The organism is Oceanobacillus sp. FSL H7-0719, from assembly GCF_045040795.1.
Lineage (GTDB): Bacteria > Bacillota > Bacilli > Bacillales > Amphibacillaceae > Oceanobacillus.
Genome location: NZ_CP150301.1, coordinates 1,662,244 through 1,684,153, shown reverse-complemented (window position 1 = coordinate 1,684,153; position 21,910 = coordinate 1,662,244). Strand labels below are relative to the sequence as shown.

Here is a 21,910-nt window from a genome sequence, read left to right as displayed (position 1 = left end):
TTTGGAGTGATAAATAATGACAGATGCGAAGAACTATTTTTATGATTTTATTCCGATAGTATTTGATATGACAGAAGAAGAAAAAGAGCAATTGCTTGTAGACTATCCAGTACCTAATCTGCCGAATCGTGAACAGTTTTTTAATCTTGATAATGAAGTAAAGGGAAACAGTGTTGCAATACGCGTGCTTTTAAATGAAGCAAGTGTTCAGACAACGAAAACAAATAAACAATTTTTAAAAATGGTATTTAGCAATAATGCAGGAACAATCCAAGCAAAAATGTGGGATAATCAGGGCGCAGTTGAACGATTTAAACCATTGCTTGATGCACATTCCATATTTGATATAGAGGGGGTCGTAGATGAATTTCGCGGCTTCAAATCGTTGACTGTCTATCAAATCACTCCGTGTGAAGAAGCTGTTAACCCATTTTCATTTTTGCCATATACAAAGCAAAGCATGGAAGATCTGACAGTAGAATTATTTTCCTATTTAAATGAGTTGGCTGCTCCATACAAAAATCTGTCCCTGGCACTTATGAATCAGTTTTGGGAGCAATTCCGTTTAAGTCCTGCAGCCAAGGGATTCCACCACAATTATTTAGGTGGATTGCTCAAGCATACAGTTGGTTTAATGCGCTTTACCCGCTATATTTTAAAACAGGAAGAAAATCCTCATCAAGCAGTAATGAAGCTGATTCATGTTGTAGAAAAAGCATATAAAAAGGAATTATGGTTGAATTACCAAGCTGAGGATACTGCACAAAAAATAGTTTGGAAAGATACAATTGATCATTTATACTATATGCTTTCAGGTATGATGGAGCATAAAGATACTGAACCAAATTATGATGCACTGCTGACAAGTGTCCTTCTGCATGATATTGGAAAGCTATTAGAATATGATTTTGCCGGGAAGAAGTATGAAGCGTTTTCCTTTCTTTATCCAACAGCAACAAATGACAGTCTGCTGAATCGTAAAGAAACAGGGATTACGATGGATGAACTGGGTGTCATGATAGGTCATATTCCATATGGTGTGTTAATTTTAACGAAAATCCTTGAGAAGGAAGAAATCGTCTTTTCACTCGAGGAGATTCACTTGATGTCACATTGTATCTTATGTCATCATGGGCTGCCTGAATGGGGAGCAGCTGTACGAAACCCGCAAACAATTGAAGGATATATTATTCATATCGTTGATTTCCTCGATAGCCGCTATGAAAATACTGAAACTGTGAAATAGCGGGAAGCGAGTACAGCCCCTGAATATACCTTTTATCTGTCATTTTTTGTTTCGTTTGTTCATATAGTTAAGATAGAAACACTTGGACAAGGGGGAGTTGCAGAATGATAATTGGTGGTATTCCTTTATGGGTGTTTATTATCATTTTATTGATATTATTCAGTGGTTACATGGCTTTTCGGGCTATCCAGGCAGACAGGAAATTGGATCAGCAATATATTGAACAGGAAGGTCAAATTTATATCGATCGAATGAGCAAGGAAAAGCAGGAGAAAGCGATGCGGAGAAGTGAAGAAGACGTATGATGTGAAACTTCATTCTGCGAGAGAGGACCTCCGCCCTTTTCCACATGTTAGCTGAGCCAATCGCCGGCCCCTTATTTGGCTGTTGGAATCACCCACTTAAAAAAGGTGTTTTCCATTCTTATTGATAAGTGTTATACAGTAAAAAAGAAGCTGTCTCCACATAAAGCGGGAGCAGCTTCTTTTTATTTTTAGCCTTGTGCTTCTTCTTCTTTCTTATCAGTTGTTTCGAATAAATCTTTAAAGTCCTCAATGTTTACTTTCACATCTGACTCTTGAATTAAACTATCAATTTTAGCTGATGCTTGAGACATATCCATTTTCGAAATTTGAATTTCACGGCGGATATCGTCTTTTACATCTTCAAGTTTACCAATATCTTCTTCAACGTCACGTTTTTCATTTACTTTAATAATATGGAATCCGTGCTCTGTTTCAACTGGCTCACTTACTTCTCCAGCCTCCATGTCATATGCTGCATTCTCAAATTCAGCAACCATGTCCCCAGCTGTGAAGTAGCCTAGATTTCCTTCATCCTGTGCACTGCCATCCATAGAATATTCTGCTGCCAGCTCACCGAAGTCTTCGCCATCATCAAGTTTAGATTTTACTTCTTTCGCTGTTTCTTCATCAGCTACAAGTATGTGCTGTGCATCGATTTCAACTTTTGAACGATTATAGCGTTTTTCGATTTCTTCGTCTGTTACTTCAATATCCTCTGCTAAAGCTTGTTCTTGCAATAGGCTCACATACAGGACATCAGCATACTCTTCCTCAGATGCAAATCCGCTTTGCTGCAGAACCATTTCAAAGTTCTCGCCAAATTGTTCTTTTGCTTTTTCAATTTCCTGTTCAACCATTTTATCCGTTACTTCGTATTTATCTTCTAAAACTTTAACTGTTACTAATTCAGTAAGAACATCTTCACCGTAACGATCTTTTAACTCTTCATAGAACTCGTCCTTTGTTATGTTTCCAGCGCTTGTTTCAACTACTGCCTCTGAATCGTCAGAGCTGCATGCAGCAAGCGTGAGCGCACTGGCTGTAACTAATGCTGCCATAGCTAACTTTTTCATTTACTAACACTCCTAATCAATATTGTCGTCTGTTTTTCACATTGTTAATATACCATACTTTATTATGAAAAAAATAGTAAAATGGAGAATACCTCATAAATACCTTTAAACTGCCACATTTAAAATGCGCAAATAAGAGCAGACGAGCATAGTCACCATAATCATATTAATTACTTTGTAGACTTTTTTAGAACGCAGCTCATTTAATTCCATTTTTCTGCAAAAACTATAAGCCATTGTATTAAATATAAATAACACGATAAATGCAAAGATTAGATAAAAAATTAACAAAAGTAAAATCCCCCCTAAGAACACGAAAAATCTCTACAACTAACTGTATCAAAAAAAGAGATCAATGAACAGTCCTAATTGGCTAGGCTGTCCTATTATTGCTATGATAGAAGATAAGGTATAAGGCAATAAAACGGGAGAATTTTTATTAAGCTTGCTATAAATGTAAAGTTTTTCGTGGTATGATAATTTACATATTATATCTTTTAAAACATACGAGAGATTGAATGAATTACTTTTTTGGGGGGAAATGCAATGAAGGAGGATAACCAGAGTAAAGCATCTTTTCAGATCCAGTTACTTTCAAAAATAATCGATATGAATAAATATCCTCTAATAAAAATAATAATTGAGAATAACATTGATCAGGATGAATATGAAGACCTCTTTACCCTCTTAGAACGACAAAACACCTTATATGTGCAGCAGAAAGAAGAAGGTTTTCTCAATTTCAGTTCATTGCTCATAGAGTTTGCAGGGATGCTCAATGAAAAACTTAATCCCGACGAAACCATCTACGCTTTGCGAAAAGAAAATTATTTTCCGGATTTGATGGATGAGTTTTTAAAAATAATCAAGGAAGAAAGAGCAAAAGGCAAAAGACAAAAATAAACACTCCTTTAGTCGGGGGTGTTTATTTTTGTCTGCATTAAATAAAACGCAACTTCCACACCAAACAGGTTGGTTAAGATGCATTACCTCATAATAAGCTGTCAAATAATAATATGTGCGGGAGTTAGCTTAGGAAAATTCCGCTTTTGTTAAACATTTTTCACTTTGTTTTCAAGATCTTTCAAGCTTGCTTCTATTTGTTCAAGGTATTGATAAATACCTTCTTGATGGGGTTCGACCGTTTCTTTCCATTCCTCAACAGATTTTTTCATTTCCTCTGTGAGTTCTTTAACAATCACGACACCTTCTTTAGATGTTTCACTTAACTGATCCTTCAGACTGATGAGGATGTTTTTCATTTCAAATAGTTGTTCTTTAATCCGAAGTCGTACGTCACGTCCTGATTCTGGAGTGCTTAATAGTGCAGCTGATACACCAATCGTACCCCCAACAAGGAGTCCAAGAACTAATGATTTACTAGACATAATGTATTTGCTCCTTTCACTCTTTACTGCTGTTTTCACTCTTTCCTATTAAACGAAACATGAGAAGAAAGTGCAGCTGGTATATTTTCATTATAACATGATTAAGACCAGGTGCTAAATTTTCTGCTGAAAAAATCCTCCGACAATGAATTGCCAGAGGACTTTTTGGTTTTTCAGGAAATAGATAATGGATTTGCTCGTTTGAAAATTCCTTGCACTACTGGATAAACAATCACCATAATTACTGCATTGAGTGCAACTGCTGGTAGTACGACAAGCAAGAATAATGAAAGCAGGCCGCCGTCCGGAATTCCAGCAATCATTGAAATTACTGTAACAAAAATTGTTCCGCTTATTAATGTTCCAATTCCAGCGAGTGTTGGAGCAGTAATAGTTGGACTCACACGGTCTTTAATTACTAAGTAGATTCCAAGAATAATAAATGCTGTAATTGGTTTATCAATCATATTAGCAATTTGACCGCCTGGCGCACCAGTTGTTAGGGCTGACATAATCCCAGTTGCAAGCGAAAGTATGAGAACATACTTCGGTTTAGGGAATAAGAGTATCCCCAAGAACATCATGGACAACAGCATGTCAGGCTTCACACCGAAAAATAATGGTGGAATAATTGCGTGCAAAACTGCTCCAATCCCTACAAGCAACGCTAAAATAACTAGAATTCTAATTTTCAAAACTCATCTCTCCTATTCTATTCTTATCTCATCTACCGGCTATTTCCAGCTGTACACTCATTGTCAGCTGCGAAATATTCTTGTTACAAGTATAACAGACTAAAATATAAATAGATAGTATACGTTACAATCTTTTTTGCTTTTACAATTGGATTTTCTGATTAATCTCACTTGCTATGTTTTGAAGGTCATCATTGCCGTAATCGTCATTATGTGTTGTCCAGTTTGGCGAGTATCCGTCTCCTTCACCATAGCGTGGAATGAGATGAAGGTGGAGATGAAATACAGATTGTTCAGCAGCTGCTTCATTATTATTAAGCACATTCATTCCTAAAGGCTTGTATGCTTCTTTAATTGCATTGGCAATCGCTGGCACACGTGCAAAGAGTTCTTTAGCAACTTCCGGCGGTGTTTCATAAATATTCTTTGTATGTGTCTTTGGAATAATCAAAGTATGTCCTTTTGTTACTTGACTAATGTCGAGAAATGCATAAACATGCTCATCCTCATAAACCTTTGCGGATGGAATATCACCATCAATAATTTTACAGAAGATACAATCCTCATGACTCATAAAAACTCCACTCCTTTTATTGAAATATTATCTATATTGTAACGTTGGGGAGAGGAAATATCAAAAACAAACAAGAACAGTGTTTCCTTCTGACTATACTGATCCTGGGTATTATCAGAGGATAACCGGTGATTACAAATAGAAACAGGACTGGTTCAAGGGGGAGAACCAGCCTGCTTTAAGAAGGCAAGGAATACGAAGCAGCAGCTTAATGGTGGGGATTGCAAACGAAAGTTGCAGCGAAGCTACTTCGTTTACAAGCACTTTTTCAAAAGTATATCTAAATATCCCTCGAAAAAGTTGAAAAGCAGGTTAAGCGGCGTCTGCATTCACAGTTTTTTTGAATAACACGTTATTTGGCATCATAAACACCTCATTTGTGTATAACATCAAATCCATTGTGTGTATTCCAATACCTTCGATTCTTATTTTGTTCAGCAGGACTTTTCTTATGCATTCAATCTTGAAAATCCTGTCGAAGTTTTTTTCGCAGTATACTTTGGCAATCCAACTTAAAGATGATAAAATTATTGAAAGGATAGAAGGAGGCAGGCCCGTGGAATCATTGTTGCATATTGAAAATCTTCATGGCGGCTATACACATAAGAATGTTTTGCATGGCATTTCTTTTGATGTATATCCAAATGAAATTGTGGGATTAATTGGCTTAAATGGTGCAGGCAAGAGTACTGCAATTAAACATATTATTGGATTAATGCATCCCAAAAAAGGCGATGTAATTGTGAATGGTAAAACGTTCAAAGATGATCCAACAGCTTACCGAAACCAAATGGCATACATTCCTGAAATGCCAATCTTATATGATGAGCTGACACTTTATGAGCATTTGCGTTTAACAGCAATGACATATGGTATTCCTGAAAAAGTCTTTAAGGAACGCCTTGATCCATTGTTAAAAGAATTCCGCATGGAGAAAAAGCTAAACTGGTTCCCTGTGCATTTTTCAAAAGGAATGCGACAAAAAGTAATGATTATGTGCGCATTTTTAATTGAGCCGCCACTTTATATTGTGGACGAGCCATTTGTGGGACTGGATCCGCTTGGCATTGCTTCTTACCTGCAGCTGATGGAAGAGATGAAGCAGAAGGGTTCAGGAGTTCTGATGTCAACCCATATATTAGCTACTGCGGAACGTTATTGTGATCGTTTTATTATTTTACATGAGGGCGAGATTCGTGCATATGGAACTTTAACAGATCTGCGTGAAAGTTTTAATATGCCAGATGCCACTTTAGATGATTTATATTTACAACTGACAAAGGAAGAGGATAGCCATGTTTGATTCTCATGCCTTTTATAAAAAACGTCTATCTATGCATATTAAAGAACTGAGTCGGTATATGCGTTATATTTTTAACGGTCATATCGCTTTTGCAATTCTTTTCTTTATTGCGGCAATTGCATATTATTACCAGGCATGGCTGGCTCAACTGCCAGAAGACTTTCCAACTGCAATCATAATTGGTCTGGCTTTTGGACTGCTTGTAAGTTATAGCCCAGTACGAACATTATTGAAAGAGCCTGATCTTGTATTTCTAATTGCTGCTGAAGAAAAGATGCGTTCTTATTTTCGTAATTCAATTATTTACAGCTTTGTTATTCAACTTTATTTAATCTTGCTTATTGCAGCAGCCTTTGGTCCACTTTACACTGCAAGTTTTCCCGATCGAGAAGGCAATCCCTATTTATTGACAATTGTCATTTTACTATTTTTTAAAGTCGCAAACTTATTTGTTAATTGGTGGATGTATAAAATAAGAGAAAAAAGTTCTCGGCGCATTGAATTATTGATTCGCACTGTGATTAATGTTCTTGTTTTTTACTTTATTATTGCGGGTGAGATGGTTTTCGCAGGCATCATGACAGTACTTTTTGCTGTACTTTTCTTATATGATTATTCTTTATCAAGAAAGCAGCAGGGAATTCTATGGGACCTCTTACTTGAAAAGGATCAGAATCGAATGCAATCTTTTTACCGGATTGCCAATATGTTTAGTGATGTTCCGCATATTAAAAGCCGAGTAAGCAAAAGGCAGTGGCTTGTGTCGCTTGTAACGAGAAACATTCCATTTGAAAATCGCCATTCTTTCGATTATTTGTATCGCATTACTTTTGTTCGAAGCGGAGATTATCTAGGGATGTACTTCCGATTAATTGTAATTGGCGGCATCTTTATTTATGTCATTCCAAATTTATGGATAAAGCTTTTATTTGTTATTTTGTTTATTTATTTGAGCAGCTTCCAGATGATGGCACTTTACCAACATCATCGTACGGTAATGTGGCTTGATATTTATCCAGTCGATATGAAGGATCGCAGTACGGCTATGCTGAAAATGATTTATCAGCTAAGTATTCTGCAAACGATACTCTTTGCAATGATCTTCCTGTTTACTCAAGCATATTTGGGAGCTTTACTCGCATTAATTGCAGGAACTCTATTTACCGTTATTTTTGTAAATGGTTATGTGAAAAAGAAATTGCTGTGATATATATAAATATAATTTAAAATTGATTCATATACAAAAAGCGCTTCAACAGGTTGTCTGGATGGGGCGTTTTTTTGTTTCAACACATTTATTTGTTTAGTATATTAGAATAGTATTCAGTTAATTTTTAATCATATGTTTGGAGGATGAAGATGAAGCGGGGTAAAAATATAAGTATATTTCTTCTTATTTTGATAGTTGCAGCGGTAGGAATTTGGACTTTTCGTATTATGAATAATCAAATGCCTTATGTTGATGCATTTACAAGAGGACCTGTCAGACAATTTGAAGGCTCTCTGCTGTATGATTTCTTTCGGATAGTAACAAATCTTGGTTCGGAATTCTTCCTTTATCCATTTGTAGTGATTACTGCTATTTTGCTCTTTATTTGGTTTAAGCACTGGCTTCCAGCGTTTACCTTTGCAGGAGGGATATTAATTGCCCACTTTGTTAATGTTTTTATTAAAAAAATTGTAACTAGAGAAAGACCGAGCATCCTGGCTGAAGCGAACGCAGAAGGTTACAGCTTCCCTTCTGGACACGCGATGATCTCGATGGTTTGTTATGGACTCTTAGCCTATTTTATTACAAAAAGGCTAAGATCAAAAACAGCAATCCTGCTGGTGCAGATTTTATTTTCTTTACTTATATTTTTGATTGGAATAAGCAGATATGTTATTAATGTGCATTATTTGACAGATATTATTGCAGGATTTTTCTTTGGTTTCTTATTATTACGCGGTTTTATTTATTTATATGAGCGAATCAATACAAAACGTTCTCCGTCTTAAGGCGGAGAAAAAAGCAATCTGGAGTTGGTTATCGAAAAGGGGAATACATAATAAACTATTATTAACTAGCTTGAGATAGACTTTACAATACTGAAAAGGTGATTGAATGAGCTTAGTTTAAACAGAAAAGGGTGATACGCATGAATAACTTCATTAGATATTTCTTAGCGGTATTATTAATTGGTGCAGGAATTATGCTTGTATTTGCTAATGTTGGAGTGATTGACTTTGGACTTGGCTCGCTTTGGCATCACATCTATCCAGTTTTTATTCTTGTAATGGGTTTGAAGTGGTTATTTGACTTTTTTAGAAAACGTGGAACAAATTGGTTTTTGGGTTTGTTTTCTATCGTGTTCGGAGGTTTACTCTTATTAGATAGATTTGAATATATTACATTCTATTTTAAAGATATTTTTAAACTTTGGCCTTTGTTAATTATCTATGTTGGTTTTGAATTATTTGGCCTGGGAAGAAATTCGGATAAATTTGTAATTGAATATGAACCTGATGTTTCAACTAACAAATCGAAAAAGAATAAAGGTGCACAAAAATTCGTAGTTGGCAGTCAAAATTATAGTAAACCAAATTGGAAAGTCGAACCGATGAATATTAACACAATGGCTGGTGACTTTTATCTTGATTTCTCAAAGGCTTTTATTCCAGAAAAAGAAACACCAATCCATATACGATCGTTAGCGGGAGATGTGCATATCCTGATGCCTGAGAATATTGAATTTCGAATTGATGCAGCAGTAAAGGCTGGTGAGATTGAAATACTCGGAAATGATTTGGGAGGAATAAACCGTTCTTGTTATTATGAAACAGAAAATTATGAGGATGCCGAAAGAAAATTAGATTTTGTAATTAAATTAAAAGCGGGCAATATCCGGCTTGATCATGTCTAGAGAGGGGGAAGATAGATGAAAAAAAGATTCTCAAGTATTCGCTATGTCTTTATCCACTCTCATTTGTCTGGACTTATTATAACGACTGTAACGTTGCTTGCAGTTTTACTTTCGGTATATGTTTTATTTGAACCGGAGTGGCTCACTGCTGTGTCGATTTTTTTATTTATTAGTACCTATATTATCCTAGGTCTAATCATTGCACTCTATACTGGTTTTACTTCAAGCGGAAACCTGAAATCCAGACTTGACTCACTATCTGTCTTAATAACACAGTTTTCAAATGGTAATTATCTGTCGAGTGTGCACTTTGAAGAAGAGGATGAGGTTACAAGGATTGGCAATGAATTAAATGAACTTGGGAAAAAGTTGCAGGATCAGGTAAAGTCATTACAGCGTATGGCTGATGAAAAATCTGAATTTGCAAAGTCAGCACATAAATCGGCGGTAATTGAAGAAAGACAGCGACTTGCCAGAGATTTGCATGATGCAGTCAGTCAGCAGCTATTTGCACTAACAATGATGTCTGAGGCGGCTGTGAAACAGTTTGAATCCCATCCTAGTTTAGCGAAAGAGCAAATGTCTGAAGCAGCGAGTGTCGCATTGCAGGCACAGACAGAGATGAGGGCATTGCTGCTTCATCTTAGACCAGTGCATTTGTCAGGCGACCCGCTCCCTACAGGAGTTCGCAAATTAATTAAAGAGCTGCAAAAAAGGAGTCAAATTGACTTCCATATTGAAATGGAAGATGAACTTGTTTTATCGGATGCAACTGAGGAACATGTATTCCGTATAATTCAGGAAGCGCTATCGAATATTCTTCGCCATTCCCAAGCGTCACTTGTTAACTTGGATATAAAGAAACGGAAAAATGAACTATTTGTTCATATTCGGGATAATGGCAGAGGTTTCGATGTTACCAGGAATAGTGATAAAAAGACATCTTATGGCTTAAAAACAATGCATGAACGGAGCGAGGAACTCGGCGGCACGTTAAAGCTGAGGTCGAATATAGGTGAGGGGACGTATATCGATATTAGAATTCCATGCTAAAGGGGGAAATGATAGATGGTTCGAGTAGTGGTTGTTGATGATCATGAGGTTGTAAGAAAAGGGATTATTGCTTATCTTACCACGGAGTCCAATATTGAGGTTGTCGGTCAGGCAAGCAGTGGAAATGCAAGTCTTCCTATTATAAAAAGCGAAAAGCCAGATGTCGTACTTATGGATCTAATGATGGAGGATGGGAATGGAATTGAAGCAACGCAAAAGATTATGGCTTTTTATCCGGACTGCCGGATAATTATTTTAACGAGCTTTTATGATGATGAACAAATTTTCCCTGCTATTGAAGCAGGGGCATTCAGCTATATTTTAAAAACCTCTTCAGCCTCGGAAATTGTTGATGTTATTATGAAAGCAGCAAAGGGAGAAAATGTGATTGAACCAAAGGTTGCTGGGAAAATGATGTCTAACTTTCGTAAATCAGACAAGAAACTGCATGATGATTTGACGGAAAGAGAATTAGAAGTGCTGCTTTGTATTGGCAATGGAATGACAAATCAAGAAATAAGTGAGAAACTGTATATAGGCATTAAAACAGTGAAAACACATGTCAGCAATATACTCTCAAAGCTAGGAGTAAAAGACAGAACACAGGCGGCGGTATATGTTCATCGCAATCATTTGATTTAATTATTTACGAAATGAATTTACCATTTTCAAGCATACAAGTTGTATTTTGAATAACCCATTCGTATAATTAATTTTGAAATATTGCAGAAGGGAATTATTCTATGCAGAAATTAACTAAAAAGGGAGAAAACCTGTTATTGCTTATTTGGGTACAAGCTTTTCTGGCAACTACAGGTAGCTTATTTTACTCAGAGGTCATGGGATATATCCCTTGCGAACTATGCTGGTATCAGCGTATTCTGATGTATCCGCTGGTAATTATTTATGGTGCAGCACTGTTCAAAAAAGATGTAAAAATGAGCTTTGCAGGGTTGTTTTTGAGTGGAATTGGAATGTTAGTCTCAACCTACCATTATCTTGTCCAAAAAGTCTCAGCTTTTCAAGAATTGGGAGGATCCTGTACTGGGGGCGTTCCATGTAATGCGATTTACGTCAATTATTTTGGTTTCATTACGATTCCGTTCATGGCGGGAATAGCATTTATGGTTATTTTTGTTGTACATCTTATTCTGCTGAAAGAAATGAGGAGGAACTAAACGAATGGGAAAAAAAATAACGATTATTATAGCTGTTATTGCTGTATTATTTATTGCATTGTTCTTTGCGCTCAATCATAAAAATAATAAGGCATTAGAGGGGGACAACCCTTATGGAACAGATAATCTCGAACAAGCGACTATCGATCAGATAGGTGATCCATTGTATGAAAATCAGATTTTGCCAGATGATTTGATTGAACAAGTAAATAGCGGTGAACCAACTACGGTTTATTTCTATAGTCCGACATGTGTGTATTGTCAGCAAACGACACCATATTTAGTGCCATTAACGGAAGAAATGGATGTTGATATGGTTAAGTTGAATTTACTTGAATTTGGTCAAGAGGCAGCACCATTTGCAATTCAATCTACACCGACACTTGTACATTATGAAGATGGCAAAGAAATAGCACGTCTAGAAGGGCAATATCCAAAAGAAGAATATGAAGAGTTCTTTAACCAATATGTTCTGGATGAAGAAAAATAGGGATGCAGCCCGTTCGTGCGCAGTAAGGAATAAAAAGCTAGCTAATTCAATGAAATTAGCTAGCTTTTTTTATTAGTTATCCTCTTCTTCTGTGTACATAAGGTAAGTGGTTACATATGGTTTCTCTGAAAAGTGTGCTGGGGGTTTAGTTGTTTGCTTTTTATGTGCTCCAGCAAATTCAGCGGAATTCTTCCAGTTATCGAAATCCTTAACTGATGCCCATTGTGTCAGCACGACATATGTATTCCCGCGTTTAGGTTTAAGAAGACGAAAACCTTGAAAACCAGGCATTGTTTCTACTGTATGCTGTCTATTGATAAAGCGATCTTCAAATACAGGCTGACTCTCTTCTGGAACCGGGATATGATTCATGACAATATATCCAGTTTCCAGTACTTCACCAGCAGCTGTTAAAATTTCATAGGCTCGGCCTGATTGGAAAACCGTCTTATCCACATGTTCATAATATGCAAGTCCACCTTCCGAATTATACATAAGTCGAAGGGCAATGCCAGAATACTTTTCTTCAAGTGTTTTTAAAAAATCGATGGTGCCTGTTGTCATATAAGCTTTCATTTTATCTTCCCCTTTCCAGCAAATGTCTTACTACTATCATACCCGAAAATGGGTACACATACGCTTATGAAGTTCTGTTCACACATTAACTTCGTATAAGAATAGAGCAAATACAGGATGAAATTCAATCTGCCGCACTCGCAGTCTCTCCTAAGCCTATCTTCCAGGCAGCTGAAAGACCAAAATCGCAAATTACCAGACGCCACTTGAATATCCAAATGAAAGAATTCAAGTCATTGTTCCCCGCATTTAAATCTAATGACAACTCAAAATTGGGGAATGATTTTTCTGTTTTTCCAAAACGTCACTTTTGTGTAAAGCACCTAATACAAAAGATTATTGCCGTGTATGTTTAGTTAGCGTTTTATGACAGAAATATGTCAGTTTATAGGAAGGAATGCTGATTTGCTACGCAATTTCTTTGAGCTTGTCGCAAAGTATCGTATAATTCTATAGAGGTTGAGGTGGAGAAATGAATAAAATAAAAAGGTATATATCGTCAATGAATAAAAAGCTAAAATGGAGCTTAATCACAATTTTGTCTATTATTGGATTAGGTGTAATTGGTTATGCTTTTATTATTTATTTCGGAAGTCTTGTTGTAGAAGAGGATAAGCTTATTCTTGACTTAACAACGACAATCGAGACGGCTGACGGAGAAGTAATTGCTGAGCTTTATAATGAAAATCGAAAATATGCAGCGATTGATCGAATCCCTGAGCATGTAAAAAATGCTTATATTGCAATCGAAGATCGCCGCTTTTATGACCATGCAGGTATTGACGTGAAATCCGTAATGCGTGCAGTATACCGTGATATTATTGCTATGAGTAAAGTGGAGGGGGCAAGCACAATTACACAGCAGCTTGCCAAGAATTTATTTTTATACAATGATAAAACATGGTCCCGCAAAGGAAAAGAAGTAATGGCGGCTCTCTATTTGGAGCGGAATCTCTCAAAAACAGAAATACTTGAACTATACATGAATGAAATTTATTTTGGACATGGGATTTATGGAATCGGAACAGCGGCAGAATTCTACTTTTCAAAAGATGTAAGTGAGTTGTCAATTGCTGAAGGAGCGATGCTTGCTGGTTTAGCAAAAGCGCCAAATGGTTATTCACCAATTAATTATCCAGAGAAAGCGCTGGATAGAAGGAATGTTGTTCTTGAAGCGATGGAGAATGCGGAGATGATTTCTCTTGAGACAAAGCAATTTGAACAAAGAAAAACATTAGGGTTGGAACGGAAGGAAATAAAAAATAATCCTTGGGCAGATAGCTATGTTGATTTGGTGATTAAAGAAGCGCAGAAAAAACAGCAAATTTCGATTGATCACTTAAAAAGAGGCGGATATCGCATTATTGTAGGCATGGATGACATGATTCAAAAAGTAGCTTACGACAAGTTTAGAGAAGATGATTATTTCCCCGGAAATACAACAGGTACAGAGGGTGCCTTTGTTATGATGGAACAAGGGACTGGAAAGATTATCTCAACAATTGGCGGGAGAAACTATCAGCTTGGCGATTTGAATCGAGCTACTTTAAAAAGACAGCCGGGCTCAACGTTTAAACCAATTGCTGTATATGGACCAGCGCTGATGCAATCAGATAAGTATACTCCATACACACTGCTGCCAGATGAGCGAAGTGTGAATGAAAGTTATTCCGTTGCGAATGTAGATGGTGTTTATGCAAAAACGGTCAGTATGTATGAAAGCATTGTTGAATCTAAAAATGTATCTGCGGTTTGGCTGCTGGACCAAATTGGAGTGAATTATGCTAAAAGTTATTTAGAGAAAATGGATATGACAATTGTTGATGAAGGTCTGGCTATAGCGCTGGGAGGTTTGAGTGAAGGTGTTACACCTCTTGACATGATGGAAAGCTACCGGACTTTTTCATCCAAAGGGAAATTTGTCGAATCTTATGTAATAGAACGTATCTATGATAGCAGTGATTCACTTATTTACGAAACGGTCCAGGAGGAAAAGGAAGTTTTTAGCCCACAGGTGGCTTGGAATATGACAGAAATACTCTCTGAAGCTGTTGAAAAAAGGACAGGGAATAATGAATATTCTAAGGCTCTAGCTGGGAAAACAGGAACGACACAGCATCCCCATGTAAGGAACCAGGTAAAAGATGCATGGTTTGTTGGGTATACACCAGAGTATGTGATGGCTGCATGGATGGGCTTTGATACATCTGATAAGGATCATTATCTAACTGGAGGAAGTTCATACCCAACCCGTTTAACGAAGGATATATTATCGGAAATTGACCAGGTTGGCACATTAAAGGAAGAGTTTACAAAACCTGAAAATGTTGATTCATTGCCCAAGCCGATTTATATCGAACCTGTAAAAAATGTAACTGCAGAATATGAATTTGGCAGTCTCTCTCTTGTTAAGGCAAGACTTACTTGGGAAGGAATCCGGGATGAACGGGCAGTATACCGAGTCTATGAGGAACGTGCTGGTGTTGACAAACGTGTTGGTGAAGTAACAGGGGAGACAGAGTTTATCATAAATAATGCGCTGTTTAAGCATGATAAGTATTATATTGTAACTTATGATCCGTTGACGAAATTGGAAAGCGAGAAGTCTGAAACAGTTGAACTTACCCCCTAAATTAAGACAAATTAGTGACAAAACGTCGCTTTAGTGTACAGTGTAGATTAGAATGGTTATAATTAATACTGGTAAAAGCAGTATTTACAGTGAGTATTCAAAAAGTGAATAACAAGTCTTTTTGAACAACATCTTACAAAGGGTGAAATACATGTCGAAGAAAATGAATGATACTATTTTAAAGGCGTACCGTGGTGAAGAAACAAGCTATACGCCGGCATGGTTTATGCGTCAGGCTGGACGTTCACAGCCAGAATATCGTGAAATAAAAAAGAAGTATTCTTTATTCGAGATTACGCACCAGCCAGAGCTTAGTGCATATGTGACTCGTCTTCCGGTTGAAAATTACGGAGTAGATGCAGCCATCCTGTATAAGGATATTATGACACCACTCCCGGCTATTGGGATAGACGTGGAAATTAAAGCTGGAATTGGTCCGGTGATCGATAATCCAATTCGTTCATTCCAAGATGTTGAGGCGCTTGGAACAATAAATCCAAAAGCCGACATCCCATATATCCTGGATACAATTCGTTTGCTTACAGAGGAACAGCTGGAAGTCCCGCTTATTGGTTTTAGTGGTGCTCCATTTACGTTAGCAAGCTACATGATTGAAGGAGGTCCTTCAAAAAATTATCATGAAACAAAGAAATTAATGTATCGTGAACCGGAAACTTGGTTCTTGTTAATGGATAAATTAGCAGATATGATTATTACGTATGTTGATGCACAGGTTGAAGCAGGTGCCAAAGCAATTCAAATTTTTGATTCTTGGGTTGGCTCATTGAATGCTCCGGATTACCGTGTATTCATTAAACCAGTTATGACAAAGATTTTCTCAGAGTTAAGAAAGCACAATGTTCCATTGATTATCTTTGGTGTGGGCGCGCGTCATCTGCTTTTAGAGTGGAATGATCTTCCTGTTGATGTAATTGGTCTGGATTGGAGAACATCGATTACTGAGGCACGTCAAATGGGTGTAACGAAGGTAGTGCAAGGAAATCTCGATCCCGTTATTTTGCTTACGGAATGGGAAAATATTGAAAAACGTACAAAAGGCATTCTGGATGAAGGAATGGAGCATGGAAAACATGTCTTTAATCTAGGGCATGGTGTCACTCCAGAAATTAAACCTGAAGTGTTGAAAAAACTGACGAATCTTATCCATGAGTATAGCAAATGCTAAGATGGATTGTGTGATTTGTATAAGAAGGTATCTTATCGCGGTTTAATTGGCAGTTAGATTCTCAAAGGCAGATAGCAGCTTCCAGTTTAAGCCCGGTTTATTTAACCGTCATCGTAACATTTTCATAAAGTTAAATTTCACTTTATCAATCGCGTTCAATTAGGCAATACTGATTTTGAACTGGATTAAATTTAAAATTGAGGTGTAGAAACATGGGAAAAACAGTAAAAGGTTTATTAGTAATGGCATATGGTACTCCAACAAAAGAAGAGGAAATTGAAGCCTATTACACACATATTCGCCATGGAAGGAAACCTGAACCAGAAGCATTGCAGGATTTAGTAGATCGCTACAAAGCAATTGGCGGTGTTTCGCCGCTTGCGAAGATTACAGAAGATCAAGCACATTCACTTGCAGCTAAACTTAATGAATCGCAGGACAATGTAGAATATAAAGTCTATATTGGCCTAAAGCATATTGCTCCATTTATTGAAGATGCTGTTGCTGAGATGAATAAAGATGGCATTAAAGAAGCAGTTTCAATTGTATTAGCACCGCATTATTCAACGTTCAGTGTGAAATCATACAATGAGCGTGCTGCAGAAGAAGCTGAGAAGCATGGTATTAAACTGACTTCAGTGATTGACTGGTATAAAGAGCCAGGATTTATTCAATTCTGGGCTGAAGGCATCAAAGGCATTTACGATGGAATGTCTGAAGAGGAACGTGAAAAAGCAGTATTAATTGTATCTGCACACAGTCTTCCAGAAAAAATCTTACAAAATGGTGACCCATATCCAGAGCAGCTGCAAGAAACAGCTCAGTTAATTTCTCAGGCTTCTGGTATTACAAACTATGAAGTTGGCTGGCAAAGTGAAGGAAATACCCCAGATCCATGGCTTGGACCAGATGTTCAGGATTTAACTCGTGATTTATATGAACAAAAAGGTTATCGTTCATTCGTTTATGCGCCAGTAGGCTTCGTTGCGGATCACTTAGAAGTTTTGTATGATAATGATTACGAATGTAAAGTTGTATGTGATGAAGTTGGTGCGAAATACTATCGCCCAGAAATGCCGAACGTTGATCCATTATTCATAGAAACTTTAGCAAATGTAATTTTAAAACATGAAAAGCGTGATGCGAATGTCAACGCGTAATATATTAATAATAGGCGGCGGTATAACAGGCTTATCCGCCGCCTTTTATTTACAAAAGGAAATTCAGCGTTTGAACCTTCCTTATCAAGTGAAGCTTATCGAAGCAAGTGAGCGGCTTGGAGGAAAGATTAGAACAATGAAGCGTGATGGCTATACGATTGAACAGGGACCTGATTCACTGCTATCCCGTAAGCCAGCGATTATGGAGCTTACGAAAGAGCTTGGACTGCAGCAAGAAATGATATTTAATGAAACGGGCCAGTCTTATATTCTTGCAGACAGCAAATTACATAAAATGCCGGCCGGAACATTTATGGGGGTTCCTAAAGAAGAGAGAGCTATACTGGAAACTGAAATTTTTACAGAAGAAGGGAAAAAGCGTGCGCTTGCCGAACCGGCAATTGAAAAGGGAGAGCAAGCAGAGGAGCAATCTCTTGGAAGGTTTATGCGCCGCCGCTTTGGAGATGAGGCAGTGAACCGCTTAATTTCACCAATGCTTTCCGGAATCCATTCTGGTGATATTGATGAAATGAGTCTAATGGCAACATACCCTTTATTTTATCAATTGGAACAAAAATACGGCAGTGTGATGGCAGGCTTACAAGCGAGCTTTCCACCAGCACAAGCAGGCGATAAACCTAAAAAAGCTGGCGGCATGTTTTTCTCCTTTAAAGAAGGATTAGAAACTTTAATTTATCATCTTGAAGAAGAACTTGCGGATGGAACAATTTTATTAGAAACAGCAGTAGAACAGATAGAGAAAAAAGGACAAAGCTATGAAGCTGTATTAAATAATGGAGATAAGCTTGAAGCTGCTGCGGTAATTATTGCCACCCAGCACACAGCAGTGCCAGCGATGCTTTCAGGTTATCCATTTGCTAAGGAACTTGAGCAAATACCTGCAATTTCTACAGCTAATGTTGTTATGGCATTTGATGAAGCTGCAATCGAAAATGAGCTTGAAGGTACAGGGTTCCAGGTTGCTCGTGAAGGTGAAATCGAGATGACGGCTTGTACGTGGACAAATAAAAAATGGCCAACTACTACGCCAGAAGGCAAGGTATTGCTTCGTGTGTATGTCGGTCAGCCACACAAGCAGGAATTTATGGAGCTGACAGATGACGAATTAACTGCATCTGTACTTGAAGATTTGCAGCAAGTAATGACGATAAAATCTGATCCTGAATTTGCAGTTGTTACTCGGTGGAAAAATGCACGCCCACAATATAATGTAGGTCATAACGAGCTTGTTGCGCGTGTACGCGAACAGCTTGCATCTGAACTTGCAGGGGTGCAAATTGCAGGGAGTTCTTATGACGGGGCAGGTATTCCAGACTGTATTGCAAATGGAAAAGAAGCTGCAATAGAAGCGTTGAAATATGTAAAACAATAGATTAAAGCAGCAGACGGAATTTCCGCCTGCTGCTTTTTAGTAGTGTGTCAGGCATAGCGCCTGTGGAAGGCACTCTTTAAATCTGTTGTTGACAAAACTTATTCATTTTCATAACTTTTGACAAGTTCATCTACGAGTGAGTCTACGTAATCAACGGCAACTTTAATTGGATCAGGTGTTGACATATCCACGCCTGCAAGCTTAATTAAATCAACTGGTTTCAATGTCCCGCCTGTTTTTAGCACGTTAAGCCAACGGTCGACTGCAGGACGTCCCTCTACTTTAATTGTTTGGGCAACTGCGGTCGAAACAGTTAAACCTGCAGAGTAAGTGTACGGATAGAGTCCCATATAATAGTGCTGCTGTCTCATCCACGTTAAGCCGACACCATCGTCATACGTAACACTGTCACCCCAGAAGTTTTTAATTGTTTCCAGTTTTTGCTCACATAGTACATCCGCTGTTAAGGGAACACCGTTTTCAGCTAGCTGATAAATTCGGCGCTGCATTTCACCTTCAAGTAAATGAGTGATGAAATTATGATGATATGTTCCAAGTAATTGTGTAATCACCCAACGCTTCATTCGAACATCATCTGTTTGCTCCATCAGATGTTCAGCTAATAATAACTCATTTAATGTTGAAGGTGCTTCAACGAAATAAGTGGAAGGACGTGTATTAAGCAGGGACTGATTTTTTCCCGCCAAGTAGAAATGGCCTGCATGTCCCATTTCATGTGCAAGCACGAATGCACCGCGCATTGTATCTGTCCACGTAATTAAAATATATGGGTGAACGCCATACGGACTGGAGCAAAATGCCCCATTTGCTTTGCCGATATTATCGGCACGATCAACCCAGCCCTCCTCAAGTGACTTTTTCATGATTTCACTATATTCAGGACCCATCACTTCTAATGCATTCAGTATTGTTTCTGAAGCTTCTTCATAACTTGTATAAGGATTGAAATCTGGATCTAATGGTGCCTTTAAATCACAATAACGCAATTCATCCAGCCCAAGCTTTTCTTTCTTTAATTTTGCATATTTGCGCATATGTGGTGCAAGTTCTTTTCCAATGACATCGAGCTGATTGTGATACATATCCTGTGTAACCTGCTGTGGTGCAAGCAGCATATCTGTTACAGATGAATAGTTCCGAAGCTTGGAAATAGTGACCTGCTTTGAAATCTCTGTTGCATAAACGGCAGCAAAGGTATTTTTATATTGATCTAATGTATTTGTAAAAGATTGATAGGCATTTCTTCTTGCTGTCGTATCCGCTGTAAATTCATAGCGGTCCTCGTATAATGCCTCAGACATTGGAAGCTCATTGCCAGCCGCATCTTTAATAGATGTAAACTGCATATCTGAAGCTTTTGTACGTTGGTAAATGTTATGCGGTGCTCCGTGTACTTCACTGAGTGCTGCTAGTGTTTCTTCAATTTCAGGTGCCAGTTTATATTCATTTTCCTCAAGTACATCCTGAAGGAATTTATTATATGCCTTTAATCCAGGCTCGGCCATTAAGAACGCAGCAGTTTTTTCTTCTGTAAGCTCGTTTAGTTCTGAACGGAAGAATGCTAGCTTTGCATTGATTTTTGCCATTGTGCTGGATACTTTAGCCGCATTTGCCTGATTCGCTGGATCGGAACCATCAGCACTGATTTTTAGGCTCGCGTAAACTGCTACACGAATAACTTGCTGCTGATATGCTTCAAGTGTTTGAATAGCTTCTAAAAGGGCTCCAGCATTTTCTAAAACTTTTCCTTTATACGCTGTTACTTTGTCCACATCGGCTTGAACAGCAGCAAGTTCTTCTTCCCATTCCGTTTCACTTGAAAATAAATCTTTCAGCTTCCATGTTTGTTCTTCAGGTACTTCCGAACGCTTAAAAGGTTTCGCTGTACTAGTCGTCATAAAATTTCCCCCTGTACTTATTATTTCGGTACTCTAAGTAATTATAATACATTTAACTTAACTTTCACACAAGTGAAATAAAATTTATTTTGAGTTAAAATGCTGATTAATTTAGGATTTCTTTCGTTTTACTTTCTTTCTATTTTAATGGAAGTCCGCAGTCCGAATACCCTCGATTTTAACGGGTGCGATTCTTAAGCAAGCATTGCTCTGAATTAAAGCAGTCAGGTTTCGATACAAAGTCCTGATTACCTTAATTCAGAGTAATGTTCGTTTTGCTGTTTGATTATCCTGCTGAAGGTCCGCATTCCAAATGCCCCTTCGCTTTCCGCAGGCGGCTGATGAGCCCCTTCCGTGCTGATGCACTCCATGGTCTCATCTAGGCCTCTCTTCCTGCAGGAGTCTTGGGGCATTTGGAATGCTCCCCGGATAAACAAATAGTTATTTCATTGAATTTTGGCAGCAGATATGCAAGTTTATTTCTGTGAGACTATTTTAATGTATACACATAAAGACATTTTAGCTGCTAGCTTAAGATAAGGAGCCACTTTTTTATAACTATAATTAGAATGCAAAATAAGCTAATCAGCACGAAGCAACCCGAATACACGGAGACTCCTAGGGGAGGAAAGGCCTCGGTGAGACTGCGAGTGCATTAGCACGAGTGACTCACCAGCCGCCCCTGGAAAGCGAAGTGTATTCGGGCTGCGATTGTCCAAAGGAGTCTGCAAAGTACTGAATTAAGATAATCAGGAGTTCACTTAAAATACGGTTTAGAAGCTTTCTGCATGCATGAAGTCTTGAAAGAATGATAGGATAAGGTACCTTTACACAAT

22 protein-coding genes are annotated in these 21,910 nt (G+C 37.8%); 15 read left to right on the top strand and 7 right to left on the bottom strand.

Translation table 11 applies throughout. The annotated features are described in order from the left end of the window. Positions 1-16 precede the first annotated feature (16 nt). Entirely contained in the window at positions 17-1,246 is a 1,230-nt protein-coding gene (locus tag NST93_RS09040; RefSeq protein WP_405103316.1) for an HD domain-containing protein, read from the top strand. 104 nt (positions 1,247-1,350) lie between these two features. Further along, entirely contained in the window at positions 1,351-1,551 is a 201-nt protein-coding gene (locus NST93_RS09035) for a sporulation YhaL family protein (protein WP_405103314.1), read from the top strand. A 188-nt stretch (positions 1,552-1,739) separates the two neighbouring features. On the opposite strand, the gene NST93_RS09030 is transcribed toward NST93_RS09035, so the two are convergent. Further along, on the bottom strand, positions 1,740-2,624 hold the full coding sequence (locus tag NST93_RS09030) for a peptidylprolyl isomerase (RefSeq protein WP_405103312.1): 885 nt from the start codon (positions 2,622-2,624) through the stop codon (positions 1,740-1,742). Positions 2,625-2,729: 105 nt separating this feature from the next. After that, the gene (locus NST93_RS09025; RefSeq protein ID WP_405103310.1) at positions 2,730-2,915 is read right to left on the bottom strand and encodes a hypothetical protein; all 186 of its coding nucleotides are present in this window, start codon (positions 2,913-2,915) and stop codon (positions 2,730-2,732) included. A gap of 255 nt (positions 2,916-3,170) precedes the next feature. Here NST93_RS09025 and NST93_RS09020 point away from each other — a divergent pair, with 255 nt between their 5' ends. After that, positions 3,171-3,527, top strand: coding sequence for a DUF1878 family protein (locus NST93_RS09020; protein ID WP_405103308.1), 357 nt, complete (start codon positions 3,171-3,173; stop codon positions 3,525-3,527). Positions 3,528-3,676: 149 nt separating this feature from the next. Here the strand turns inward: NST93_RS09020 and NST93_RS09015 are convergent, their stop codons facing one another. From NST93_RS09015 to NST93_RS09005, 3 genes are all read right to left on the bottom strand, one after another. Further along, positions 3,677-4,012 carry a YtxH domain-containing protein gene (locus tag NST93_RS09015; RefSeq protein WP_405103306.1) on the bottom strand — a complete coding sequence of 112 codons (336 nt, stop codon included), beginning with the start codon at positions 4,010-4,012 and terminating at the stop codon, positions 3,677-3,679. Positions 4,013-4,185: 173 nt separating this feature from the next. Further along, positions 4,186-4,707, bottom strand: a complete 522-nt coding sequence (locus NST93_RS09010) for a tryptophan transporter (protein WP_405103304.1) — start codon at positions 4,705-4,707, stop codon at positions 4,186-4,188. Positions 4,708-4,849: 142 nt separating this feature from the next. Beyond that, the gene (locus NST93_RS09005) at positions 4,850-5,281 is read right to left on the bottom strand and encodes an HIT family protein (RefSeq protein WP_405103302.1); all 432 of its coding nucleotides are present in this window, start codon (positions 5,279-5,281) and stop codon (positions 4,850-4,852) included. 556 nt (positions 5,282-5,837) lie between these two features. Here NST93_RS09005 and NST93_RS09000 point away from each other — a divergent pair. The 8 genes from NST93_RS09000 to NST93_RS08965 all read left to right on the top strand — a co-directional run bounded on the left by NST93_RS09000 (position 5,838) and on the right by NST93_RS08965 (position 12,208). Continuing rightward, positions 5,838-6,584 (top strand): ABC transporter ATP-binding protein, encoded by a 747-nt coding sequence (locus NST93_RS09000; protein ID WP_405103300.1) that lies wholly within the window; start codon positions 5,838-5,840, stop codon positions 6,582-6,584. Beyond that, positions 6,577-7,791 carry an ABC transporter permease gene (locus tag NST93_RS08995; protein ID WP_405103298.1) on the top strand — a complete coding sequence of 405 codons (1,215 nt, stop codon included), beginning with the start codon at positions 6,577-6,579 and terminating at the stop codon, positions 7,789-7,791. Before NST93_RS09000 ends, NST93_RS08995 begins: the two co-directional genes overlap by 8 nt. A gap of 152 nt (positions 7,792-7,943) precedes the next feature. Next, positions 7,944-8,582 (top strand): phosphatase PAP2 family protein, encoded by a 639-nt coding sequence (locus NST93_RS08990; RefSeq protein WP_405103297.1) that lies wholly within the window; start codon positions 7,944-7,946, stop codon positions 8,580-8,582. A 140-nt stretch (positions 8,583-8,722) separates the two neighbouring features. After that, on the top strand, positions 8,723-9,487 hold the full coding sequence (liaF, locus tag NST93_RS08985) for a cell wall-active antibiotics response protein LiaF (protein WP_405103295.1): 765 nt from the start codon (positions 8,723-8,725) through the stop codon (positions 9,485-9,487). 15 nt (positions 9,488-9,502) lie between these two features. After that, a complete protein-coding gene (locus tag NST93_RS08980; protein ID WP_405103293.1) occupies positions 9,503-10,540 on the top strand; it encodes a histidine kinase in 1,038 nt (345 codons plus the stop codon). A 15-nt stretch (positions 10,541-10,555) separates the two neighbouring features. Further along, positions 10,556-11,182, top strand: coding sequence for a response regulator (locus NST93_RS08975; RefSeq protein ID WP_405103291.1), 627 nt, complete (start codon positions 10,556-10,558; stop codon positions 11,180-11,182). A 101-nt stretch (positions 11,183-11,283) separates the two neighbouring features. Further along, complete coding sequence (locus tag NST93_RS08970) at positions 11,284-11,718, top strand: disulfide oxidoreductase (RefSeq protein WP_405103289.1); 435 nt, start codon at positions 11,284-11,286, stop codon at positions 11,716-11,718. A 4-nt stretch (positions 11,719-11,722) separates the two neighbouring features. Next, a complete protein-coding gene (locus tag NST93_RS08965; protein WP_405103287.1) occupies positions 11,723-12,208 on the top strand; it encodes a thioredoxin family protein in 486 nt (161 codons plus the stop codon). Between the two features lie 72 nt (positions 12,209-12,280). Here NST93_RS08965 and NST93_RS08960 read toward each other — a convergent pair whose 3' ends face one another. Beyond that, on the bottom strand, positions 12,281-12,784 hold the full coding sequence (locus tag NST93_RS08960) for an antibiotic biosynthesis monooxygenase family protein (RefSeq protein ID WP_405103285.1): 504 nt from the start codon (positions 12,782-12,784) through the stop codon (positions 12,281-12,283). A gap of 472 nt (positions 12,785-13,256) precedes the next feature. On the opposite strand from NST93_RS08960, the gene NST93_RS08955 reads away from it, so the two are divergent. From NST93_RS08955 to hemY, 4 genes are all read left to right on the top strand, one after another. Continuing rightward, entirely contained in the window at positions 13,257-15,416 is a 2,160-nt protein-coding gene (locus NST93_RS08955) for a transglycosylase domain-containing protein (RefSeq protein ID WP_405103283.1), read from the top strand. A gap of 151 nt (positions 15,417-15,567) precedes the next feature. Further along, positions 15,568-16,602, top strand: coding sequence for a uroporphyrinogen decarboxylase (hemE, locus tag NST93_RS08950; RefSeq protein WP_405103281.1), 1,035 nt, complete (start codon positions 15,568-15,570; stop codon positions 16,600-16,602). A gap of 212 nt (positions 16,603-16,814) precedes the next feature. After that, positions 16,815-17,762, top strand: a complete 948-nt coding sequence (gene hemH / locus NST93_RS08945) for a ferrochelatase (protein WP_405103279.1) — start codon at positions 16,815-16,817, stop codon at positions 17,760-17,762. Continuing rightward, positions 17,749-19,155, top strand: a complete 1,407-nt coding sequence (hemY, locus tag NST93_RS08940; protein WP_405103277.1) for a protoporphyrinogen oxidase — start codon at positions 17,749-17,751, stop codon at positions 19,153-19,155. The genes hemH and hemY overlap by 14 nt, the downstream gene beginning before the upstream one ends. Before the next feature lie 98 nt (positions 19,156-19,253). Here hemY and pepF read toward each other — a convergent pair whose 3' ends face one another. Next, complete coding sequence (pepF, locus tag NST93_RS08935; protein WP_405103275.1) at positions 19,254-21,074, bottom strand: oligoendopeptidase F; 1,821 nt, start codon at positions 21,072-21,074, stop codon at positions 19,254-19,256. Between the last annotated feature and the right edge of the window lie 836 nt (positions 21,075-21,910).

Excerpts from the sequence above, each read along its gene's own strand:
- NST93_RS09040 (WP_405103316.1), top strand. The coding sequence starts at position 17 with ATGACAGATGCGAAGAACTATTTTTATGATTTTATTCCGATAGTATTT.
- NST93_RS09035 (WP_405103314.1), top strand. The coding sequence starts at position 1,351 with ATGATAATTGGTGGTATTCCTTTATGGGTGTTTATTATCATTTTATTG.
- NST93_RS09030 (WP_405103312.1), bottom strand. The coding sequence starts at position 2,624 with ATGAAAAAGTTAGCTATGGCAGCATTAGTTACAGCCAGTGCGCTCACG.
- NST93_RS09020 (WP_405103308.1), top strand. The coding sequence starts at position 3,171 with ATGAAGGAGGATAACCAGAGTAAAGCATCTTTTCAGATCCAGTTACTT.
- NST93_RS09015 (WP_405103306.1), bottom strand. The coding sequence starts at position 4,012 with ATGTCTAGTAAATCATTAGTTCTTGGACTCCTTGTTGGGGGTACGATT.
- NST93_RS09005 (WP_405103302.1), bottom strand. The coding sequence starts at position 5,281 with ATGAGTCATGAGGATTGTATCTTCTGTAAAATTATTGATGGTGATATT.
- NST93_RS08995 (WP_405103298.1), top strand. The coding sequence starts at position 6,577 with ATGTTTGATTCTCATGCCTTTTATAAAAAACGTCTATCTATGCATATT.
- NST93_RS08990 (WP_405103297.1), top strand. The coding sequence starts at position 7,944 with ATGAAGCGGGGTAAAAATATAAGTATATTTCTTCTTATTTTGATAGTT.
- liaF (WP_405103295.1), top strand. The coding sequence starts at position 8,723 with ATGAATAACTTCATTAGATATTTCTTAGCGGTATTATTAATTGGTGCA.
- NST93_RS08980 (WP_405103293.1), top strand. The coding sequence starts at position 9,503 with ATGAAAAAAAGATTCTCAAGTATTCGCTATGTCTTTATCCACTCTCAT.
- NST93_RS08975 (WP_405103291.1), top strand. The coding sequence starts at position 10,556 with ATGGTTCGAGTAGTGGTTGTTGATGATCATGAGGTTGTAAGAAAAGGG.
- NST93_RS08970 (WP_405103289.1), top strand. The coding sequence starts at position 11,284 with ATGCAGAAATTAACTAAAAAGGGAGAAAACCTGTTATTGCTTATTTGG.
- NST93_RS08965 (WP_405103287.1), top strand. The coding sequence starts at position 11,723 with ATGGGAAAAAAAATAACGATTATTATAGCTGTTATTGCTGTATTATTT.
- NST93_RS08960 (WP_405103285.1), bottom strand. The coding sequence starts at position 12,784 with ATGAAAGCTTATATGACAACAGGCACCATCGATTTTTTAAAAACACTT.
- NST93_RS08955 (WP_405103283.1), top strand. The coding sequence starts at position 13,257 with ATGAATAAAATAAAAAGGTATATATCGTCAATGAATAAAAAGCTAAAA.
- hemE (WP_405103281.1), top strand. The coding sequence starts at position 15,568 with ATGTCGAAGAAAATGAATGATACTATTTTAAAGGCGTACCGTGGTGAA.
- hemH (WP_405103279.1), top strand. The coding sequence starts at position 16,815 with ATGGGAAAAACAGTAAAAGGTTTATTAGTAATGGCATATGGTACTCCA.
- hemY (WP_405103277.1), top strand. The coding sequence starts at position 17,749 with ATGTCAACGCGTAATATATTAATAATAGGCGGCGGTATAACAGGCTTA.
- pepF (WP_405103275.1), bottom strand. The coding sequence starts at position 21,074 with ATGACGACTAGTACAGCGAAACCTTTTAAGCGTTCGGAAGTACCTGAA.